This is a genomic window from Flavobacterium sp. (assembly GCF_030146175.1).
Lineage (GTDB): Bacteria > Bacteroidota > Bacteroidia > Flavobacteriales > Flavobacteriaceae > Flavobacterium.
The window spans coordinates 1-19,502 of the sequence record NZ_JASLCE010000002.1; the positions used below are offsets into that span (position 1 = coordinate 1).

Consider the following 19,502-nt stretch of genomic DNA (forward strand, 5'->3'; position numbering starts at 1 on the left):
TACTTAAAAAAGCATAAAAATGGACTTAAAAAACGCACAGCTGGACGTAGATAACTGGATTAAAAACCACGGGGTTCGCTATTTTAACGAACTGACCAATATGGCACAGTTAACCGAAGAAGTAGGCGAAGTGGCACGGATCATCGCACGTCGTTATGGCGAGCAATCCGAAAAGGAAAGCGATAAAAACAAAGACCTGGGCGAAGAACTGGCCGATGTGGTTTTTGTGGTTTTATGTCTGGCCAACCAAACGGGCGTGGATTTACAGGCGGCGTTCGATAAAAAAATGGATCTGAAAACCAAAAGGGATCACGACCGCCATCACAACAACGAAAAATTAAAATAAATACAACGCCTTATAGCGCGCTATAAAATTATGGATCTACAACTCCAACTATCTGACGTAAACCTCAAATCCCAAATTGCTATTACAGGGTCCAAAAGCGAAACAAATCGTTTGTTGTTGCTTCAGGCACTGTATCCCAATCTGAAATTGAACAATGTGTCTAATTCAGATGACAGTTTGATGATGACAAAAGCGCTACAGTCGGAGGAATCTGTGATTGATATTCATCATGCTGGTACCGCTATGCGCTTCCTGACCGCCTTTTTCGCAACTCAGGAAGGACGTGAAATCGTACTCACCGGATCGTCGCGTATGCAGGAAAGACCCATTTCCATTTTGGTGGATGCATTACGGCAATTGGGCGCTGTGATTGAATATGAAAAAAATGAAGGATATCCGCCGATTCGGATTTCCGGAAAAAAACTCACGGAATCGAAAGTAAGCTTGCAAGCCAATGTAAGCAGTCAGTATATTTCGGCCTTACTTTTAATAGCACCACGTCTTGAAAATGGTTTGGAACTTATTCTCGAAGGTGAACTAACCTCCATTCCGTATATCCAAATGACGTTATCATTGTTGCAGGAAATTGGAGTCGAAACAACTTTTGAAGGCAATCGTATCACGATTCGTCCAAAATCTGTAATGGAATCAAAAAGTATTACAGTGGAAAGCGATTGGAGTTCGGCATCCTATTATTATTCCATAGTAGCGATGGCGCCGGTTGGAACGGAAATTACTTTATCCAGTTATAAAGAAAACAGTTTTCAGGGTGATAGTGATTTAGTGGCAATTTACCGCCATTTTGGTGTGGAATCCATTTTTAAAGAGGATAACGTTACCCTGCGAAAAATAGCAATAACCAATCAGGAACAGGTCACGTTCGATTTGAAGAATACACCGGATATCGCACAAACCATAGCGGTGAGTTGCTTCGGACTACATAAAGCCTGTCATCTTACCGGATTGCATACCCTCAAAATAAAAGAAACCGACCGTCTTGTGGCGTTGCAAAACGAATTGACCAAACTCGGAGCCATTATAACGATAACCGACGATAGCCTGACCTTGGAAGCCTCCGAAGTAATAAAGTCGGATGTAGTAATACAAACCTATCAGGATCATCGGATGGCTATGGCTTTTGCACCATTGGCAATAAAGACATCATTGATCATTAATGAAGCCGAAGTGGTTTCCAAATCCTATCCCGGTTTTTGGGACGATCTTCGCAAAATCGGTTTCCGGATAGCGGAACAAGTGCTGTAAAATAAGGGTTTTGAAAAATAAAACTTAAAACACTTGACAACCCCTGTTTCACGATAGTATATTTGCACTCAATTTAAAATTTGTACAATGAAGTTATCTCATTTTAATTTCAATTTGCCGGCTGAATTGCTTGCAGAGTTTCCTGCTGAAAACAGAGACGAAGCGCGTTTGATGGTTGTCAACAGAAAAACGCAAACCATCGAACATAAACTTTTTAAAGATATCCTGGATTATTTTGAAGAAGGTGATGTAATGGTGCTGAATAATACCAAGGTTTTTCCGGCTCGTCTATATGGAAATAAAGAAAAGACGGGAGCGAGAATTGAGGTGTTTTTGTTACGAGAATTAAATGCGGAACAACGTTTGTGGGATGTATTGGTAGATCCGGCTCGTAAAATCCGTATTGGTAATAAATTATATTTCGGTGATGACGATTCGTTAGTAGCGGAAGTTATCGATAATACAACTTCCAGAGGAAGAACACTTCGTTTCCTTTACGATGGTTCTTACGAGGAATTCAGAGCAAAATTGTTGGAATTGGGTGAAACGCCGATTCCGAAATACATCAACCGTGCCGTAACGCCGGAAGATGCAGAGCGTTATCAAACCATCTATGCCAAAGAAGAAGGTGCCGTAGCAGCGCCAACTGCCGGATTACACTTCTCCAAACACTTGATGAAGCGTTTGGAAATCAAAGGGATCAATTTTGCTGAAATTACGTTACACGTAGGTTTGGGAACATTTAACCCGGTTGAGGTGGAAGATTTATCCAAACACAAAATGGATTCGGAAGAATTGCGTATTACCGAAGAAGCTTGTGATATTGTAAATAAAGCAAAACAGAACAAGAGAAAAGTATGTGCTGTCGGAACAACGACTATGCGTGCGATGGAAAGTTCGGTTTCGTCTGCCAAAACACTAAACCCGTACGAAGGATGGACAAATAAATTTATTTTCCCACCTTACGACTTTAGCGTAGCTGATTGTATGATCACCAATTTCCATACGCCAAAATCAACATTATTGATGATGATCTCGGCTTTCTGTGGTCACGATTTAATGAAAAAAGCCTACGAAGAGGCGGTTAAAGAAAAATACAAATTCTATTCTTACGGTGATGCGATGTTAATCCTGTAAGTTAATAAAATAAAAAAGCGTTCCTCGGAACGCTTTTTTTATGACTTTATAGGGACTATCGAACCTGATATACCAGTTTCATGGTAATGTTAGCGGTTTTCTTTTTGGAAGCCGTATTAAACGAACCACCCCAGGAATATTCTTCCGATGAGTTTTGCGCGATGATTTGGAAAACACCCATATCCGATTTTTTCAGATTGCCCAGTTTGGCATCGGCATTTTCGGCAATCTTCTGTGCGCGGGCATTGGCGTCTTTGGTCGCTTCGGCAATCATTTCCAGTTTTAGTTCCGCCAGTTTGGTATAATAATATTCCGGTGGATTGGAATACAATTCCACCCCGGAATTAATCAATTCGGTCACCTCGCGGGAAATGCCTTCCACTTTATCAACTTCCTTACTTTCGATTTGTACATTCTGGGAAAGTGAAAAACCGGTAAAAATCTGTTGGCGCGTATTACCGTTGCCATCATAAGTATATTCGAAATCCTTATTTATGTTAACTGCCGAAAAAACAATATTATTTTCCGGAATTCCTTTCGAAATCAGATACGATTTAATGATCTCGCGATCTTTGTCGAGTGCCGCATAAGCCTCTTTCAGGTTCATATTCTTTTTGGAAAAAGAACTGCTCCATACAATCAGATCCGATACAAAATCTTTCTTACCAAGCCCGGTTACACTAATCGTGTCGTTGCTTTGATTTCTGTTTTTAAAGGCGTTGGAAAATAGGAAAGCTGCCAGAACAACGGCTACTCCTATGATAAGGGAATTAACATTGTTTTTCATCACTAAAAAATATTTAATTGTTATAAATGTATGAAATATCGGTATTGTATTAACAAACGCAAAAATTTATTTTTTCTTATTTTTACGCAAAACCAAAACAACAAACAATGACATTTCAAAATACACGTGAATTTGCGAGACAGCTGGATGAAAAAGATGTGTTGGCAAAGTATCGAAGCGAATTTATTTTTCCAAAGGTAAATGGAAAACAGGTAATCTATTTTACCGGTAATTCTTTGGGATTACAACCCAAAAGAACCAAAGCCTATGTGGATGAAATCATGGACGATTGGGGTAATCTGGCGGTAGAAGGTCATTTTTATGCAGATAAACCCTGGTGGGATTACCACGAGCGTTTTGCTGCGCCTTTAAGTACGGTGGTGGGAGCAAAACCAAGCGAGGTAACGGTCATGAATACCCTAACGGTGAATTTACATTTGCTGATGGTTACGTTTTACCGACCAACAGCCAAAAAATATAAAATCATTTGTGAAGAAAAAGCGTTTCCAAGTGATCAATATATGTTCCAAAGTCAGGTGCATTTTCATGGCCTGGATCCGAAAGATACTATCGTAGAAATCAAACGTAGAGAAGGCGAACACAATATCCGTTTGGAAGATGTGTTGGCTAAGATCGATGAGGTAGGCGACGAGTTGGCTTTGGTGTTGATTGGTGGTGTGAATTATTATACCGGACAGGTTTTTGATATGAAAACGATAACCGAAGCCGGTCATAAATATGGTGCTTATGTAGGTTGGGATCTGGCGCATGCAGCCGGAAATATTAAATTACAGTTACACGACTGGAATGTCGATTTTGCGGCTTGGTGTAGTTATAAATATATGAATTCCGGACCGGGAAATGCTTCCGGTTGTTTTATCCACGAAATGCATCATAACGATACCAGCTTGCCACGTTTTGCCGGATGGTGGGGACATAATAAAGAGCGTCGTTTTAAAATGGAGCCGCAATTCGATCCGGTTCGCGGTGCCGATGGATGGCAAATCAGTAACTTACCGGTGTTGTCACTGGCGCCTTATCTGGCTTCTGTAGAAATGTTTGCCGAAGTGGGAATGGACAAGCTAATCGAAAAAAGAGATTTGTTAACCGCTTATCTGGAGTTTGTTCTTCAGGAAGTGGATAAAGAAGTGGATAGTGAATTCGAAGTAATCACACCTTCTGATCCGACGCAAAGAGCGTGTCAGTTGTCGGTGTTTTTACACGGTGAAGGAAGAGCGCTTTTTGATTATCTGATGAAAAATGGAGTCATTACCGATTGGCGGGAACCCAATGTGATCCGTTTGGCTCCGGTACCGTTCTATTGTTCGTTTGAAGATATGTATGAATTCGGACAGATTTTACGCGAAGGAATTTTGAATAAAAGCAAATAGCTATAAAATCTAAAAAGACCGGAAATTGCCGGTCTTTTTTTTGGGAATATTTTTTCTGAATTCTGCTAATGCTACTATCTTTGTACACATTAGTTGTAAACGTACCATTATAAAAAGTAAAATGAACAAACAGCAAAAAATAGAAAGTTTTGATCCGTCACAACCGGGATTGGCCGATGCAAGTGTATTTGGATTACCCTTTACTGCCGAAGAAAGTGAGATTATAATTGTACCGGTGCCGTGGGAAGTTACTGTGAGCTACGGAGCTGGTGCTTCAGAAGGTCCGGAGGCCATTTTGGATGCTTCTTTTCAGGTGGATTTACAACATCAGGAGTTTCCGGAATTGTGGAAATTAGGAATATATATGGATGAAGCCCCGGAGCACTGGGCGAAGAATTCCGAAAAATATAAAAGTCTGGCACAACCGATTATCGAAGCGTTGGAAGCAGGTGAAGATATCGCAACGTTCCCGGCATTACAATCCGATCTGGATAAGATTAATAAGGTGTGTAAAGACCTGAAAAACGAAGTGAAAGACCGTGTTTTGCATTGGATGAAACAAGGGAAAAAAGTAGCCTTACTTGGTGGAGATCACAGTACGCCGTTAGGATACTATGAAGCATTGGCATCACAACACGAAAGTTTTGGTATTTTACACCTGGATGCACATATGGATTTGAGAATTGCCTACGAAGGGTTTACCTATTCGCATGCTTCGATTATGTATAACACCTTGCAAATTCCGCAGGTTTCTAAAATTGTTCAGGTTGGAATCCGCGATTTCTGCGAACAGGAAGTGGAAGTGGCTCAAAAAGAAGGAAGCCGGGTATTGGTGCATACCGATATGGACTTGAAAGCGGAAACGTTTGAAGGAAAAACATGGTCGCAACAATGTGACGATATTATCGCATCCTTACCGGAAAAAGTGTGTATTTCTTTTGATATCGACGGAATGTATCCATGGTATTGCCCGAATACGGGAACACCGGTACCGGGAGGGTTCTCGTTTGAACAAGCTGCTTATTTATTAAGCCGATTGGCGGAAACCAACAAGGAAATCATAGGGTTTGACCTGGTGGAAGTAGCTCCGGGCGATGATGACTGGGACGGAAATGTTGGCGCAAGAATGTTATTCCACATGTGTGGTGTACTGGCCAAATCGCAAAAACTAAACGTCGGACAGAAAATAAAATTCAATCGATAAAAAAATCCCCATTCGGGGATTTTTTGTTTTTATAGTTTTTTACCGGTTGCCAATCGGTATAAAATACCAATTATGGCCAGTATTAATAAAATATGAATGAAACTGCCAACAGCTTCCCGGAAACCGAAATAACCAACCAGCCATCCCAGTAGTAAGATAACTACAATTAACCAGACTAAATCTTTCATAATAAATAGTTTTTAAGTTGTTATCTTAAAAATAATACTATTTATTTGGAAATGTTTAAAATTTAATAAAAAATTAAGGTTCTTGTTATTTTTTAAAAGATTTCGAGAAAGGCTGGAATTAGGGCTTTTGGCAAAAGTGAAAATTATAATAAAATCAGTATAAAACGGCTGTCGTTCTTTATTTATTAAGTATTTTTACGCCAATTATTTACAACAGATTTCATGCAAACGCAGCAACGTATAGCCATTGTTGGCTCTGGCTTGGTAGGAACATTATTGGGGATATATCTGAGAAAAGCGGGACATGTTGTTCACGTTTATGATAGAAGTCCGGATGTTCGGAAAATAGCCTTTTCCGGCCGATCAATCAATTTGGCGATGTCACACAGAGGTTGGAAAGCACTGGATGGCGCAGGAATAGGAGATCGGATTCGGGAAGTAGCTATTCCGATGGATAAAAGAGCGATACACTTAGTAGATAAAGAGCTGGCGTATCAACCCTACGGAATCGACGGAGAAAGTATTTATTCCATTTCCAGAGGCGGATTAAACCGTTTGATGTTAACACTTGCTGAGGAAGTAGGCGTGGAATTCTTTTTTGAAAAGAAAATCTGGGATGTAACGCTGGCCGATGCGACACTTCATATCGGTGAAACCGAAAAAGGAGCCTGGGAAGAACTGAAATACGATAAAGTTTTCGGTGCCGATGGTGCTTTTTCGAGAGTGCGCCACCGAATGCAACGCCAAAACCGTTTTGATTATTCTCAGGATTTTCTCGACACCGGTTATAAAGAACTTAATATACCCGCCAATCCGGACAGGACGCATAAACTCGATAAAAATTCGTTTCATATATGGCCGCGTGGTGCTTTTATGCTGATCGCTTTACCCAATATGGACGGAAGCTTTACCTGTACTTTATTTATGCCATTTGAAGGGGAGAATTCCTTTGAAGCGTTACACGATAGGGAAGCGGTAGAAGGATTTTTCCAACAATACTTCCCGGATACCTTACAGGTAATCCCAGAGTTGGTTAATGATTTCTTTAAAAACCCGACCAGTTCGTTGGTAACGATGCGATGTTATCCGTGGACATATGAGGATAAGGTAGCGTTAATCGGAGATGCGGCGCATGCCATTGTACCGTTTTACGGACAAGGGATGAATGCCGGTTTTGAAGATATTACCTGTTTAGCCGGATTGATGGAACAGTTTGGTGACGATTGGGAGACTATTTTTAAAGAATATCAGGTAATCCGTAAGCCAAATGCCGATGCGATTGCAGAATTGTCGTACCGTAATTTTATGGAAATGAGTACGAAAACGGCCGATGAAAAATTCCTACTACAAAAGAAAATCGAAAAGTGGTTTGCGTTAAAGCATCCGGAAAAATGGTTGCCGTTATACGATCGGGTAACGTTTAGCTACCGACCGTATTCGGAAGCATTGGCGATTGGAAATCATCAGAATGCTATCATGGAAGAGATCATGAAAATTCCGGGCATCGATACCCAATGGGAAACGGACGAAGTCGAAAAGAAAATTTTAGAACTGTTACAACAGTCGTAATATAAAAAGGGTTGCTCTGGTAAAGCAACCCTTTTTGTTGGATTACACCTGACAGGTTTTTAAAACCTGTCAGGTGTGGCTTTATTAGTCTTCGCGATGTACCGCTTCGATTGTAAAAGCGGGTAAACAAACCGAAAGGTATTCGCAGGGTTCGTCAAACGGATTGGAATATTGTATCCGGGCATTTTTTTCAATTCGGATCGATTGACCGGCTTCCAGAACAATCGTGTCGCCTTCGATGATAAATTGTTTTTTGCCTTTAATGATATAGGTATATTCGTCAAATTCGGGTGTTTGGAAAGGTTCACTCCAATGTGGCGGTGCGATCATACGGGCAATCGAAATTTCGGTATTGCCGGTGGCGATTTTACCGTGATGTTCCTCAATATGTTTGCCGTCGGTCGTAGGGACTATAAACGGTGTGTTTTGGATTTGATATTTTTTCATAATCGGTTATTTTTTAAAGATAAAATATACGGCCAGAATCAGGAAGCAAAAACCTACGGCATGGTTCCAGCGGAACGTTTCGTTTTTAAAGAAGAGTAGGGAGAAAATCACGAATATAACAAGTGTGATGACTTCCTGAATCACTTTTAATTGCATCAGACTAAACGGTCCACCGTTACCCTGAAAACCAATTTTGTTGGCCGGAACCTGAAACATATATTCAAAAAGCGCCAATCCCCAACTGATCAATACAATAGTGATCAATCCGGCATTTTCAAACCATTTTAATTCTTTAAATTTTAAATGACCATACCAGGCCAGTGTCATAAAAATATTGGAAAGGATTAGTAATCCTATAGTTAGATAACCTTTCATGTATTATTTGTTGAGTATTTTGGAAAGGATGCCAAAAGCACCTCGTATAAAAGTGGCACTTGTTAGTACTTTTACAATAGGATTCATGGCCGAACTTTGACGCGGTTCCGAACGCTGCGCTTCTTTTGCTTCGGTCTTGCGTTGTTGTTCCTGAGCGGCGACTTCCTGAGCGGTTTCGATTTTTTTGTTTAGGATTTCGTAGGCGCTTTCACGATCGATAGTTTCCTCGTATTTTTTAACCAGCTTCGAATTGTTGTTGATCGTATCGATCTCACTTTGAGTCAGAATGTCCATACGACTCATCGGTGCGCGCATCATACAGGCGGCCAATGGTGTTGGAATTCCTTTTTCGTTTAAAGCGGTGACCAAAGCTTCTCCAATTCCCAATTGCGTGATTACTTCATCGGTTTTGTAAAACTCGGATAACGGATAGTTTTCAGCGGTCATTTTGATTGCTTTTCGGTCGTTGGCGGTAAAAGCACGCAACGCATGTTGTATTTTAAGACCCAATTGCGCCAAAACGCCATTTGGAACATCCGTTGGATTTTGGGTGATAAAGTAGATACCAATTCCTTTGGAACGGATTAATTTTACGATGGTTTCAATCTGATCCAATAAGGCCTTGCTGGCCTGATCAAATATCAGATGGGCTTCGTCTATAAAGATAACAAGCTCCGGACGTCCGCTATCGCCTTGTTCCGGCATCTGACTGTAGATTTCGGCTAACAAGCAAAGCATAAAAGTGGAAAAAAGCTTGGGCTTATCCTGTATGTCGGTAAGTCGGATGATGTTGATATAGCCATTTCCGTTACTGTCGATACGCATCAGATCGTTGATTTCAAATGATAATTCACCAAAGAAAATATCGGCACCTTGTTGTTCCAATTCGATGATTTTTCGCAGAATGGAACCCGTAGAGGAAGTCGAAATTCGTCCGTATTCTTTTTCGAATTCGGCTTTACCTTCTTCCGTGGCATATTGCAGTAACTTTTTAAAATCTTTCAGATCCAACAACGGTATTTGATGATCATCACAATATTTAAAAATAACGGAAACCACACCGCTTTGGGTATCGTTTAAATCCAGAATACGGGAAAATAGTACCGGTCCGAATTCGGAAACCGTAGCCCGTAAACGAACACCGTCTTGTTTGGATAAGGTTAGCAGCTCTACCGGAAACGCTTTGGTTTCGTAGGGGATTCCCATTTTTTCATGGCGTTCGGTAATAAAAGGTTTTACTTCGCCGGGCATGGCCACACCGCTAAAATCGCCTTTGATATCCATCATCACTACGGGGATTCCGTTTTGAGATAATTGTTCGGAAAGTACCTGTATGGTTTTTGTTTTTCCGGTACCGGTAGCACCGGCTATCAATCCGTGACGGTTGATGGTTTTTAATGGGATTTTTATCAGCGTATCCGGAACGGCTTCACCGTTTAGAAGGGCACCTCCCAGTATAATATGTTCTCCTTTACAGTCGTATCCTGTACGTATGGATTCTGAAAATTTAGTAGCTGTCATGTTGATTGTAGCAATAGTATTACGAAATTGACTTATTACAAATATACAAAACCATTTTGTTCCTGTTTATGGCTTTATGATGATGAAATTACGGCTTTATTATAAAAAACTGCAAAAGATAACGATACTAAAAGAATAATAGTAACAATAAAGCGTTATTAATTTAAAGTTATGTTAATAGTTGTTCGGGAATTTAAAAAGAAAAGTATACTCATTGTTAAATAATTTGTTGTGTGTGCTTAAAAAAAATGCTTTTTATTTTTTTATTTACTCTAAAAACATAAATTTGCGAATCTTATAAGACGAAAATATTCATTTTGTAAGAAGGTAGTTATAATAAAATCAAAAAACTAAAAATTAAAAAAAAATGACAAAAGTATCTAACGAAAATGTTGGGAAGGGAGCTAGCTCTAACGGATCAAGTTTATTTGCAGGTTTAGCTATTGTAATCTGTATTGTAATCGGAATTTTGATTTGGAAATTCGTAATGGGTCATCCATCTAACTTTGTTAACGGTGATCCGAATGGTCATCCACTACCAGGAAACTATCTAGGAATGGTTTTCAAAGGTGGATATATCGTTCCAGTGTTAATGGGATTGTTTTTGATGACTGTAGTATTTTCAATCGAGCGTTTCTTCGTTATCTCTAAAGCAGCTGGTAAAGGAAATGTTGAAGCTTTCGTTAAAAATGTACAAGGGTTAATCAACCAAGGTAAAATCGAAGAAGCTATCGCTGAGTGTGATACGCAAAAAGGTTCAGTTGCTAACGTAGTTAGAGCTGGTTTAACTAAATACCAAGAGGTTAAAAAAGAAGGATTTGACAGTGAGAAAGCTACTGAGACAATCCAAAAAGAAATCGAAGAAGCTACTTCATTGGAAATGCCAATGTTAGAGAAAAACTTAACAATTATCGCGACTTTAGTATCTATCGGTACGTTAATGGGTCTATTAGGAACGGTATCGGGTATGATTAAAGCGTTCTCTGGATTAGCTGCAGCAGGTGCACCGGATCAGGCGGCATTAGCAACAGGTATCTCTGAAGCACTTATCAACACGGCTACTGGTATCGGTACGTCTACTTTAGCGATTATCTCTTACAACATCTTTACATCTAAGATTGATAAATTAACTTACTCTATCGACGAGGCTGGTTTTGCAATTACGCAAACTTACAGACGTTTCAAAGCGCGTAACAACGCATAATTGAGTAAAAGAGTTAATTTAATAATCAGTTGCAGTTAAAAGGTCAATTGTTTTGACTGCAATTATAATTCTAATAGAGAATGGCTAAAGCAAAAATGAAAAAGAAGAGCACTAGGATCGACATGACCGCGATGTGTGACGTGGCGTTCCTACTCTTGTCTTTCTTTGTAATGACATCTACAGCAAAGCTTCCTGAGCCACTTCCGGTAGATACGCCTGCTTCTACGGTACAAACAAAATTGCCGGATTCCGATTTGGCAACCATCACCGTAGGTAAAGGAAAAGTATTCTTCGGCGTAGTTGGTAAGGATATCAGAATTCTGACTTTGGAAAAGATAGGTGAAAAATACAATATAGAATTTTCAGACAAGGAGAAAAAACAATTCTCTCTTGTAGATGGATTTGGAGTGCCAGTTGGTAGTTTAAAGCAATTATTAGCTTTAACCGGAGAAGAACGTAATAAAGAAGGTCTTCAGCCAGGTATTCCGTATGATTCAACCGACAATCAATTAAGAGAGTGGTTACTTGCAGCCCGTTTGGCGACAAAAGAGTTAAACACTGCCGAGCTTAAGATTGCTATCAAAGGAGATGCGAAAGAAGAATATCCTACTGTGAAAAAGGTAATTGATATTCTACAGAAACAGAAAGTAAACAAGTTTTTCTTGGTTACCGGTTTGAGAAGCGAAGATTTTTAATTTAAAAAGAAACTGTAGAAATGGCAGAATTAAATACAGGCGGCGGTGACGGTAAAGGCAAGAAAGTAAGAAGTAAAAAACAAGACGCCGGTGTCGATTTGACAGCGATGGTGGATTTGGCATTCTTATTGATTACTTTCTTTATGTTAACGACTTCGTTGTCTAAACCTCAGTCAATGAATTTGGCGATGCCGGATAAAGATCCAGATAAAAAGGATCCTGTTGAGTTAACTGTTCCTGACGATCGTTCGTTAACGATTTTGATTGGAAAAGATAATAAGATCTTATGGTTCAAAGGTCAGCCTTTGTCTCCTCTTGAAGGACCAACAGTAGCTGGTTTTGGGAAAGATGGTATTCGTAAGGTAATCTTAGATCAGATCGAGAAAGTAAAAGGAATTTATGGTGCTGATCCGAAGAAAGGTCTTATTGTAGTAATCAAGCCGACTAAAGATTCCAACTATAAAAATTTAGTGGATATTTTAGATGAAATGGCTATCACATCGGTACCGACTTACGCTATCGTGGATATTACACCTGATGAACTTAAAATGTTAGACAAAGAGGGAATGAATTAATTCCTTTGAGCTAATTTTAAAAAACGAAATTATGTCAAGATTAAACATATTTAAAAAAGGGTGGATTGATATGGTTTTCGAAGGCCGAAACAAGGCTTACGGAGCATATCAGTTGCGTTCAGAAAACCCTAAGACCACAACAAGAGCTCTGGCTATCGGAATTTTGTTGTTCGGTTCTGCGGTTAGCGCTCCTTTGGTTACAAGATATCTTTCCGATACACTTAGTAGCAAAAAAGAGGAGAAGCTGGACAAGGTGATCGAGACGGCTTTGTTACCACCACCACCAAAAGATGAACCGGTATTACCACCACCACCGCCGGAACCGCCGAAATCGATTAACGATCAGGTGAAATTCCCACCACCAAAGGTTGTGGATAAAAAATTGGTTCGTGATGAAGATCCGCCAACGGTAAAAGACCTGGAAACGGCCGACCCTGGACAAAAGAATATCAAAGGGGATAAAGAAGCCGGGGATATCAATATCGATAAACCATCCGGAGAAGGACCAAAAGGTTCTGATATCGTTGAAGAAAACCCGAACAAAGTATATATGGCCGTAGAAGTGGCGCCGGAATTCCCAGGAGGTATGGCCGGATTCAACAAATACGTTCAGAAAAACTTTAGATCACCGGAGGTAGACGAAGGAGTGAAAGTATTGCGAGTTATTGTTGGTTTCGTAGTAGAAAAAGACGGTAGCTTAACCGATATTAAAGTTCTGAGAGATCCGGGATACGGAATGGGTAAAGAAGCAATTCGTATGTTACAAAACGCTCCTAAGTGGAAACCGGGAGTTCAGAACGGTAGAGCTGTTCGTGTAGCGTATAACTTACCAATTACTATTCAAGTAGGAGAATAATTATTTTCTATGAATATATTTCAAAAATTTAGACAGAAATCGCCTAAACAGCGATTTCTGTTTGTTTTAGGACTTGTCTTCCTGAGTTTATATCTTTTTATGGCTGCAACACTGATCATCTGGAAATCGATGCCGGTTGAGCTACCGTACAGGAATAGGGTTATATTAGCCGTGATACTGATTGTTTATGCCGGGATTCGTTTTGTCCGGTTGTTGCAACAGGATGATAATTAAGTAAATTATAACTTTAATTTAGCAACTTCAATTTCGATACTAGTAAAAAAGGACTAACTTTGTAGCTAAACCTTATTCGAAATTGAGTTGATTTTCTTTATGAAAAAGAATATTTTTAGATTGGGATTGCTTTTCGGGATTAGCTTGCTTGCGATTCAGATGGGATGTAAAAAATCAGAAGCTGCGACCGAGGATGTCGAAGAAACTCCGGTATCTGGTAAAGCAACCGTTCTGGTTGAAGAAACCATTTTCCCCATTATAGATGATGAAGCCATACTTTTTGAAAACGAATACGATCGGGCGAAATTAACACTGGAACAAAAAACGGAAACCGAAATACTACAATCCGTGTATCAGAATAAATCCGAGATTGTCGTTTTACCCCGAACATTGGATTCACTGGAATTGAAAAATTTCAGAAGCAAACAAATTATCCCCCGTATTACCGAAATCGGAACCGATGCCGTGGCTTTTATCGTAAATGCCAAACAGGCCGATTCGACTATTACAACTGAGGAAATTGTGTCGGTGATGTTGGGGAAAAAATCTACAAAAATCAAAAATCTGGTATTCGATAATGCCAATTCCAGTACGGTTCGAACCCTAAAAGACTTTGCCGGAGCAAAAGAATTGCCTGCAAACGGCGTTTTTTCACTAAAATCGAATGGAGAACTGCTCAATTATATTGCAACCCATACCGATGCGGTTGGTGTTGTTGGAGTGAACTGGTTGTTACAAACGCCACGGGAACTACAAAATGCCGTTTTAAATGTTAAAGTTTTAGGGGTAAATAACAATAAACTTAAGAATAATAAGTTCTTTAAACCAACACAAAACAACATTGCAACTGGAGATTACCCGATTACCCGAAAACTTTATATGTTAAATTTTCAGGGAACAACCGGTTTAGGCATGGGGTTTGCCTCTTTTGTTGCAGGACAGAAAGGCCAACGCATTATGCTGAAATCCGGATTGGTACCGGCAATCATGCCAACAAGGGAAATTCAGGTGCGTAATTAAATTTAGAAAACCAAATAATAATAAATAAGACTATAAAAATGAAGAATGTAAAAGTTTTTAGTTTGTTACTGTCTGTGATTGGTACAGCCACTTTTGCACAGGATTTGGAGCAGGCGAAAAAAGCAGTTGATGCAGAGCAGTATGAAAAAGCGAAAAAGATCTTAAAATCGTTAGTAGCGTCGGATCCAAATAATGGTAGAAACTTTTTCTATCTTGGAGATTTATATCTTAACGAACAAGCGACCGACTCGGCAAAAATCTTCTTTGAAAAAGGTATCGTAGCCAAAGATAAAGGAGCAATCAACTATATCGGACTAGGAGAAATTAACCTGGATAACGGTGATGGTTTTGGGGCGGAAGCCAATTTTGCCAAAGCAACAAAAGATATTAAAAAGAAAGATACCGAAGAATTTTTATTAATCGGTAGAGCCTATACAAAATCGGAAAGACCTGATTATAAAAAAGCAGTCGAAAACCTGAAAAAAGTTTTGGTTGTTGATCCAAAATCGGCACAGGCTTATTTAAGTCTGGGTGATGCGTATTATGGAGAGCGTAACACAAACGAAGCGTATAGCGCGTATCGTAATGCATACGATTATGATAATACCTTGTTGATGGCTAAAATCAAATTGGCGGTTATCACCAAAAATGCAAAAGCATTCCCGGAAGCGGTAAAATCATTCAACGAAATCGTGGCAACCAACCCTAATTACGGTCCGGTTTACAGAGAATTAGCGGAAACGTATTACCACTGGGGTGCAAGCGAAACGTCAAACTATAATGCTTATGTGAAAAAAGCATTGGAGTACTATGAGAAATATATGAGCTTAACCGATTATTCGTTAGAGTCTCGTATGCGTCACGCTGACTTCCTGATTTTGGCAAAAGATTACAAAGCTTTGGAAGCTGAAGCCAAAAAAATGCAACAGTTAGACAAAGTAAACCCTAGAATCTTACGTTATTTAGGATACTCGGCTCACGAAAATGGAAATCACCAGGAAAGTGTGAAAGCTTTAAATGAATATATTTCTAAAGTTGAAGCTAAAAAAATTATCGCAAGAGATTACCTGTATTTAGGTTTGGCTAAAATCGCCTTGTCTAAAGGTGCTGATGGAAAATACGAAAAAGTAATGTTCGACCAAGGGATAGAAGAAATCAACAAAGGAGTTGAAAAAGACCCTGTGATCGCTACAGAATTAAACGAAATCGGATTAAAACTTTTCAAAGAGAAATTCTATAGAGAAGCTGGAAAAATCTTCGAAGTGGCTGTTAAAAACCAAAAATCGAAAAACTTCCTGTATGATAACTTCTATTTAGGATATGCATTATACTTTGATTATGATGAGAAAACATCTCCAAAAGAGGAGTTGGTAAAAGCAGATGCAGCCTTTACAAATGTAATTGCAGCTTCGCCAACCACTCAGGATGCGCACTTATACAAAGCCAAAGTTAACCGTGTGATGGATACGCCGGAATCTAAAAAAGTAATGGTTTCGTCATACGAGCAATATGTTAAAATTGTAAAAGAAAAAGGCGAAACGGAAAAAGCTAAAAACAACCTGATCGAAGCCTATACGTATGTTGGAGCATACTATGCCAACAATGGTGAAAAAGCCAAAGCTATAGAAAATCTTAAGGAATTATTAGTATTGGAACCGGGTAACAAATACGCTACCGATACCTTGAAAAAATTGTAATAACAACCGTTGTTATCTAGCAAAAGCCGATGAATTTTCATCGGCTTTTTATTTTGTGTTTCGGTCAACTGATAAACTTTAGTTAATTCTGAATAAGCTTTTTATGTTTTAGAGCGATAAAAACGCAAAATCCGTATCTTTGCAGACTATTTTAGAAAAAAATGCTGAAAAAAGAAATTCAATTAGCGGTAGAAAAAGGCGAGATGTTGCCTTTAATGGAGGAATTTTACACCATTCAGGGTGAAGGATATCACACCGGAACGGCGGCTTATTTTATCCGAATAGGCGGTTGTGACGTAGGGTGCCACTGGTGCGATGTAAAAGAAAGCTGGAATGCAGAATTGCATCCGCCAACCGAAACGGATCTGATTGTAGCAAATGCCAAAAAATATGCAGAAACCGTTGTGATTACCGGTGGGGAACCGTTAACCTGGAACATGGAGCCGTTAACCGCAAAATTAAAAGCGCAAGATCTTAGAGTTCATATTGAGACTTCGGGAGCCTATTCGCTATCCGGAACCTGGGATTGGATTTGTTTGTCTCCAAAAAAGACAAAATTGCCTCAGGAGGATGTATATGCGCAGGCGCATGAATTAAAGATGATTATTCATAATAAACACGACTTTTTGTTCGCCGAAGAGCAGGCTGCCAAAGTAAACGACAAGGCCATATTATTCCTGCAACCGGAGTGGAGTAAAAAAGAAGAAATGACCCCTTTGATCGTCGATTATGTTATGAATAATCCAAAATGGAGGGTTTCGCTGCAGACGCATAAATATTTGAATATTCCATAAAAAGGATTATATTTATCCTCTATAATTAATTAAAAAACGATGAAAAAAATAGTTTTAACATTTGCCTTGGTACTTGCAGCGCAAATCGGTATGGCACAGACTAATGAGGCCTTCAAAAAAGATGTATTAAAGGTAATTGAAGTAACCGGTTCGGCTAGTCAGATGAAATTGGCTAAAGACCAGATTCTGAAAATGATTCCAAAAGAAAAGCAAACTGCTTTCCTAGTTGAGTTTGATGCATCTTTACCGTCTTTATACGATAAAATCGCTAAAGTATATATGGAAGAGTATTCTCATGACGATATCAAGCAGATCTTGAAATTCTATGAAACACCGGTAGGTAAAAAAATGACTGAAAAAGCAGGTGTAATCGCCGAGAAAAACATGGCTGCTAGTCAGGAGTGGGGAAGTTCACTACAAGGTATGATGATGAAATACATGCAATAATAACGGTATTTTTCATTTCAATATAAAACAAAAAGAGCCCATATTCGGGCTCTTTTTTTATGTTATAGTTTAAGATGTGTCAATCGGGCGAGATAGTCATAATGTTCGCCTTCTTTGACCAGTTCGCATTGCAAGCCATTGGCATGTGCCGCATTTTGTAAGGTGTTGTAATCGATATAAACCCAGTCAAAAGCATCCTCTTGTTGGCCTTTATAGCGCACTTGGAAAACCAGTTCTCCATAATATTCCATGTTCGACGGGATCCATTTGCCTCCGTCTTCATCTTCGTCAAACATATAAATGATATCGGAACTATCGATCAGGATTTGTCCGTTTGGCGTTAAAAGGGACTTTAATTTTTGTAAAAAGCCAGCCACACGATTGAGTTTACCGCATAAACCGGTACCGTTCATCAATAATAAAATAGTGTCGTATTGGATAGTATCCGATAATGTCATCACGTCCTGTACCGTTACGTTTTGTAAACCTCTCAACAAACAAGCTTCCACCGCATTTTCGGATATGTCGATTGCTGTAATATCCAATCCTTTTTCCTGTAAATACAAACTATGACTTCCGGCACCACAACCTACATCCAATATTTTTCCTTTGGCCAATTGTAGTGCTTTTTGTTCAATGCCGGGCATGTCCTCATAACCGCGGAATAAATAAGCCACAGACATACTGTCGGCTTCTGTCAGCGATGTTTCGGTAATAATATCTTCCGGCGCATTGTTTGTCTGGTAATCCAGGATGGCTTTTCCAATAAGGTCTTTCATTATTTAGTTTGTATCTTATAACGGTTATTTGTTTATTTGCCAGGTGAATGATCTCCGATATGGACAATGTTATAAAAAATCTACCTAAGCTTGCCAAAGATAAGCATAACGAAAACAAAAAGTATTTCGATAAGCTGAAAAAGAAGCCGCCCAAGAATCTGGATTATGTGATGCAGGATTTGCATGATGCCGAATTCCGTAAAACGGATTGTCTGAAATGTGCCAATTGCTGTAAAACGACCGGACCTTTGTTTACGTTGGCCGATGTGGAACGGATTGCCAAACACTTTCGATTAAAACCGCAACAGTTTATCGAAAAGTACCTGCGTATTGATGAAGATAACGATTATGTGTTGCAAAGTGTGCCGTGTACGTTTCTGGATCAGGAGAATTATTGTATGATTTATGATGTCCGACCAAAAGCATGTCGGGAGTTTCCGCATACGGATCGAAAAAAATTCCAGCAAATCACCAATCTGACATTAAAAAATGTGGCTATTTGTCCGGCTGCTTATAATATAGTGGAGGAAATGAAAAAAAAGCTACCTTTATAAAATGAACGTCTACCAATCGAAAATAGATTCCGGAGTGATACTGATATTAAGTATGGGACTCCTTATTCCCGGCATGGTTTTTATTTCAAAAGGAGCATGGCCCGGTTTGTTGATAATTTTGCTGGTCGCTATTTTTATAGCTTATCTGATGCGTCAGACCAAATATACCATCACGGATACGACTTTAGTGGTACGATCGGGATTTTTGGTACATATAAAAATTGCGATTTCCGATATTGTTTCGGTATCTAAAACCGATAGTATACTGAGTGCACCGGCAAATTCGATAACCGATCGTATCGAAATTAAATATCAGGGCAAGAAAAGTGTGATCATTTCACCAAAGGAAAGAGATGCTTTTCTAAATCAGTTACTGAAAATTAACCCGAATATCCAGGTTGTACTTTAATTGGAGTAGT

23 protein-coding genes are annotated in these 19,502 nt (G+C 39.3%); 17 read left to right on the forward strand and 6 right to left on the reverse strand.

Translation table 11 applies throughout. The features are described from left to right. Positions 1–19 precede the first annotated feature (19 nt). From Q1R07_RS00020 to queA, 3 genes are all read left to right on the forward strand, one after another. Positions 20–346 carry a nucleotide pyrophosphohydrolase gene (locus Q1R07_RS00020; protein WP_256552489.1) on the forward strand — a complete coding sequence of 109 codons (327 nt, stop codon included), beginning with the start codon at positions 20–22 and terminating at the stop codon, positions 344–346. Between the two features lie 30 nt (positions 347–376). Beyond that, positions 377–1,609 (forward strand): 3-phosphoshikimate 1-carboxyvinyltransferase, encoded by a 1,233-nt coding sequence (locus tag Q1R07_RS00025; RefSeq protein WP_300484709.1) that lies wholly within the window; start codon positions 377–379, stop codon positions 1,607–1,609. Positions 1,610–1,696: 87 nt separating this feature from the next. Beyond that, positions 1,697–2,746 (forward strand): tRNA preQ1(34) S-adenosylmethionine ribosyltransferase-isomerase QueA, encoded by a 1,050-nt coding sequence (gene queA, locus Q1R07_RS00030; protein ID WP_300484711.1) that lies wholly within the window; start codon positions 1,697–1,699, stop codon positions 2,744–2,746. 55 nt (positions 2,747–2,801) lie between these two features. On the opposite strand, the gene Q1R07_RS00035 is transcribed toward queA, so the two are convergent. After that, complete coding sequence (locus Q1R07_RS00035) at positions 2,802–3,533, reverse strand: SIMPL domain-containing protein (RefSeq protein WP_300484713.1); 732 nt, start codon at positions 3,531–3,533, stop codon at positions 2,802–2,804. A 107-nt stretch (positions 3,534–3,640) separates the two neighbouring features. Between Q1R07_RS00035 and kynU the strand changes: the two genes are divergently transcribed. Both kynU and Q1R07_RS00045 read left to right on the forward strand, forming a co-directional pair. Continuing rightward, on the forward strand, positions 3,641–4,924 hold the full coding sequence (kynU, locus tag Q1R07_RS00040) for a kynureninase (RefSeq protein ID WP_300484715.1): 1,284 nt from the start codon (positions 3,641–3,643) through the stop codon (positions 4,922–4,924). Between the two features lie 121 nt (positions 4,925–5,045). Then, positions 5,046–6,128, forward strand: a complete 1,083-nt coding sequence (locus tag Q1R07_RS00045) for an agmatinase family protein (protein ID WP_300484716.1) — start codon at positions 5,046–5,048, stop codon at positions 6,126–6,128. Between the two features lie 29 nt (positions 6,129–6,157). Here the strand turns inward: Q1R07_RS00045 and Q1R07_RS00050 are convergent, their stop codons facing one another. Further along, positions 6,158–6,316: a lmo0937 family membrane protein gene (locus Q1R07_RS00050; protein ID WP_300484717.1), complete on the reverse strand. Its 159-nt coding sequence runs from the start codon at positions 6,314–6,316 to the stop codon at positions 6,158–6,160. A gap of 222 nt (positions 6,317–6,538) precedes the next feature. Between Q1R07_RS00050 and Q1R07_RS00055 the strand changes: the two genes are divergently transcribed. Next, entirely contained in the window at positions 6,539–7,885 is a 1,347-nt protein-coding gene (locus Q1R07_RS00055) for an NAD(P)/FAD-dependent oxidoreductase (protein WP_300484719.1), read from the forward strand. An 84-nt stretch (positions 7,886–7,969) separates the two neighbouring features. Here the strand turns inward: Q1R07_RS00055 and Q1R07_RS00060 are convergent, their stop codons facing one another. The 3 genes from Q1R07_RS00060 to Q1R07_RS00070 are packed head-to-tail and all read right to left on the reverse strand — an operon-like array spanning position 7,970 to position 10,228. Next, positions 7,970–8,332, reverse strand: coding sequence for a cupin domain-containing protein (locus tag Q1R07_RS00060; RefSeq protein ID WP_300484721.1), 363 nt, complete (start codon positions 8,330–8,332; stop codon positions 7,970–7,972). Between the two features lie 6 nt (positions 8,333–8,338). Further along, positions 8,339–8,707, reverse strand: coding sequence for a DMT family protein (locus Q1R07_RS00065; RefSeq protein ID WP_136403604.1), 369 nt, complete (start codon positions 8,705–8,707; stop codon positions 8,339–8,341). Positions 8,708–8,710: 3 nt separating this feature from the next. Continuing rightward, positions 8,711–10,228: a helicase HerA-like domain-containing protein gene (locus Q1R07_RS00070; RefSeq protein ID WP_300484726.1), complete on the reverse strand. Its 1,518-nt coding sequence runs from the start codon at positions 10,226–10,228 to the stop codon at positions 8,711–8,713. A 367-nt stretch (positions 10,229–10,595) separates the two neighbouring features. Between Q1R07_RS00070 and Q1R07_RS00075 the strand changes: the two genes are divergently transcribed. The 9 genes from Q1R07_RS00075 (at position 10,596) to Q1R07_RS00115 (ending at position 17,750) form a co-directional block, all read left to right on the forward strand. Then, positions 10,596–11,432, forward strand: coding sequence for a MotA/TolQ/ExbB proton channel family protein (locus Q1R07_RS00075; RefSeq protein WP_300484728.1), 837 nt, complete (start codon positions 10,596–10,598; stop codon positions 11,430–11,432). Positions 11,433–11,512: 80 nt separating this feature from the next. Beyond that, positions 11,513–12,127: a biopolymer transporter ExbD gene (locus Q1R07_RS00080; protein WP_300484730.1), complete on the forward strand. Its 615-nt coding sequence runs from the start codon at positions 11,513–11,515 to the stop codon at positions 12,125–12,127. Positions 12,128–12,147: 20 nt separating this feature from the next. After that, positions 12,148–12,702: a biopolymer transporter ExbD gene (locus Q1R07_RS00085; protein ID WP_300484732.1), complete on the forward strand. Its 555-nt coding sequence runs from the start codon at positions 12,148–12,150 to the stop codon at positions 12,700–12,702. A gap of 31 nt (positions 12,703–12,733) precedes the next feature. Continuing rightward, positions 12,734–13,558 (forward strand): energy transducer TonB, encoded by an 825-nt coding sequence (locus Q1R07_RS00090; protein ID WP_300484734.1) that lies wholly within the window; start codon positions 12,734–12,736, stop codon positions 13,556–13,558. 9 nt (positions 13,559–13,567) lie between these two features. After that, positions 13,568–13,792, forward strand: a complete 225-nt coding sequence (locus tag Q1R07_RS00095) for a hypothetical protein (protein ID WP_300484736.1) — start codon at positions 13,568–13,570, stop codon at positions 13,790–13,792. A 99-nt stretch (positions 13,793–13,891) separates the two neighbouring features. Next, on the forward strand, positions 13,892–14,812 hold the full coding sequence (locus tag Q1R07_RS00100) for a substrate-binding domain-containing protein (RefSeq protein WP_300484737.1): 921 nt from the start codon (positions 13,892–13,894) through the stop codon (positions 14,810–14,812). Between the two features lie 38 nt (positions 14,813–14,850). Then, positions 14,851–16,509, forward strand: a complete 1,659-nt coding sequence (locus tag Q1R07_RS00105) for a tetratricopeptide repeat protein (RefSeq protein WP_300484738.1) — start codon at positions 14,851–14,853, stop codon at positions 16,507–16,509. Positions 16,510–16,670: 161 nt separating this feature from the next. Then, positions 16,671–17,303, forward strand: coding sequence for a 7-carboxy-7-deazaguanine synthase QueE (locus tag Q1R07_RS00110; RefSeq protein WP_300484739.1), 633 nt, complete (start codon positions 16,671–16,673; stop codon positions 17,301–17,303). A gap of 90 nt (positions 17,304–17,393) precedes the next feature. After that, positions 17,394–17,750, forward strand: a complete 357-nt coding sequence (locus tag Q1R07_RS00115; protein ID WP_300484741.1) for a DUF2059 domain-containing protein — start codon at positions 17,394–17,396, stop codon at positions 17,748–17,750. Positions 17,751–17,812: 62 nt separating this feature from the next. On the opposite strand, the gene Q1R07_RS00120 is transcribed toward Q1R07_RS00115, so the two are convergent. After that, positions 17,813–18,529: a class I SAM-dependent methyltransferase gene (locus Q1R07_RS00120; RefSeq protein ID WP_300484742.1), complete on the reverse strand. Its 717-nt coding sequence runs from the start codon at positions 18,527–18,529 to the stop codon at positions 17,813–17,815. Positions 18,530–18,588: 59 nt separating this feature from the next. Between Q1R07_RS00120 and Q1R07_RS00125 the strand changes: the two genes are divergently transcribed. Together Q1R07_RS00125 and Q1R07_RS00130 are read left to right on the forward strand one after the other, a co-directional pair. Further along, entirely contained in the window at positions 18,589–19,083 is a 495-nt protein-coding gene (locus Q1R07_RS00125; protein ID WP_300484744.1) for a YkgJ family cysteine cluster protein, read from the forward strand. 1 nt (position 19,084) lies between these two features. Continuing rightward, positions 19,085–19,492, forward strand: coding sequence for a PH domain-containing protein (locus Q1R07_RS00130; RefSeq protein WP_300484747.1), 408 nt, complete (start codon positions 19,085–19,087; stop codon positions 19,490–19,492). Positions 19,493–19,502 lie beyond the last annotated feature (10 nt).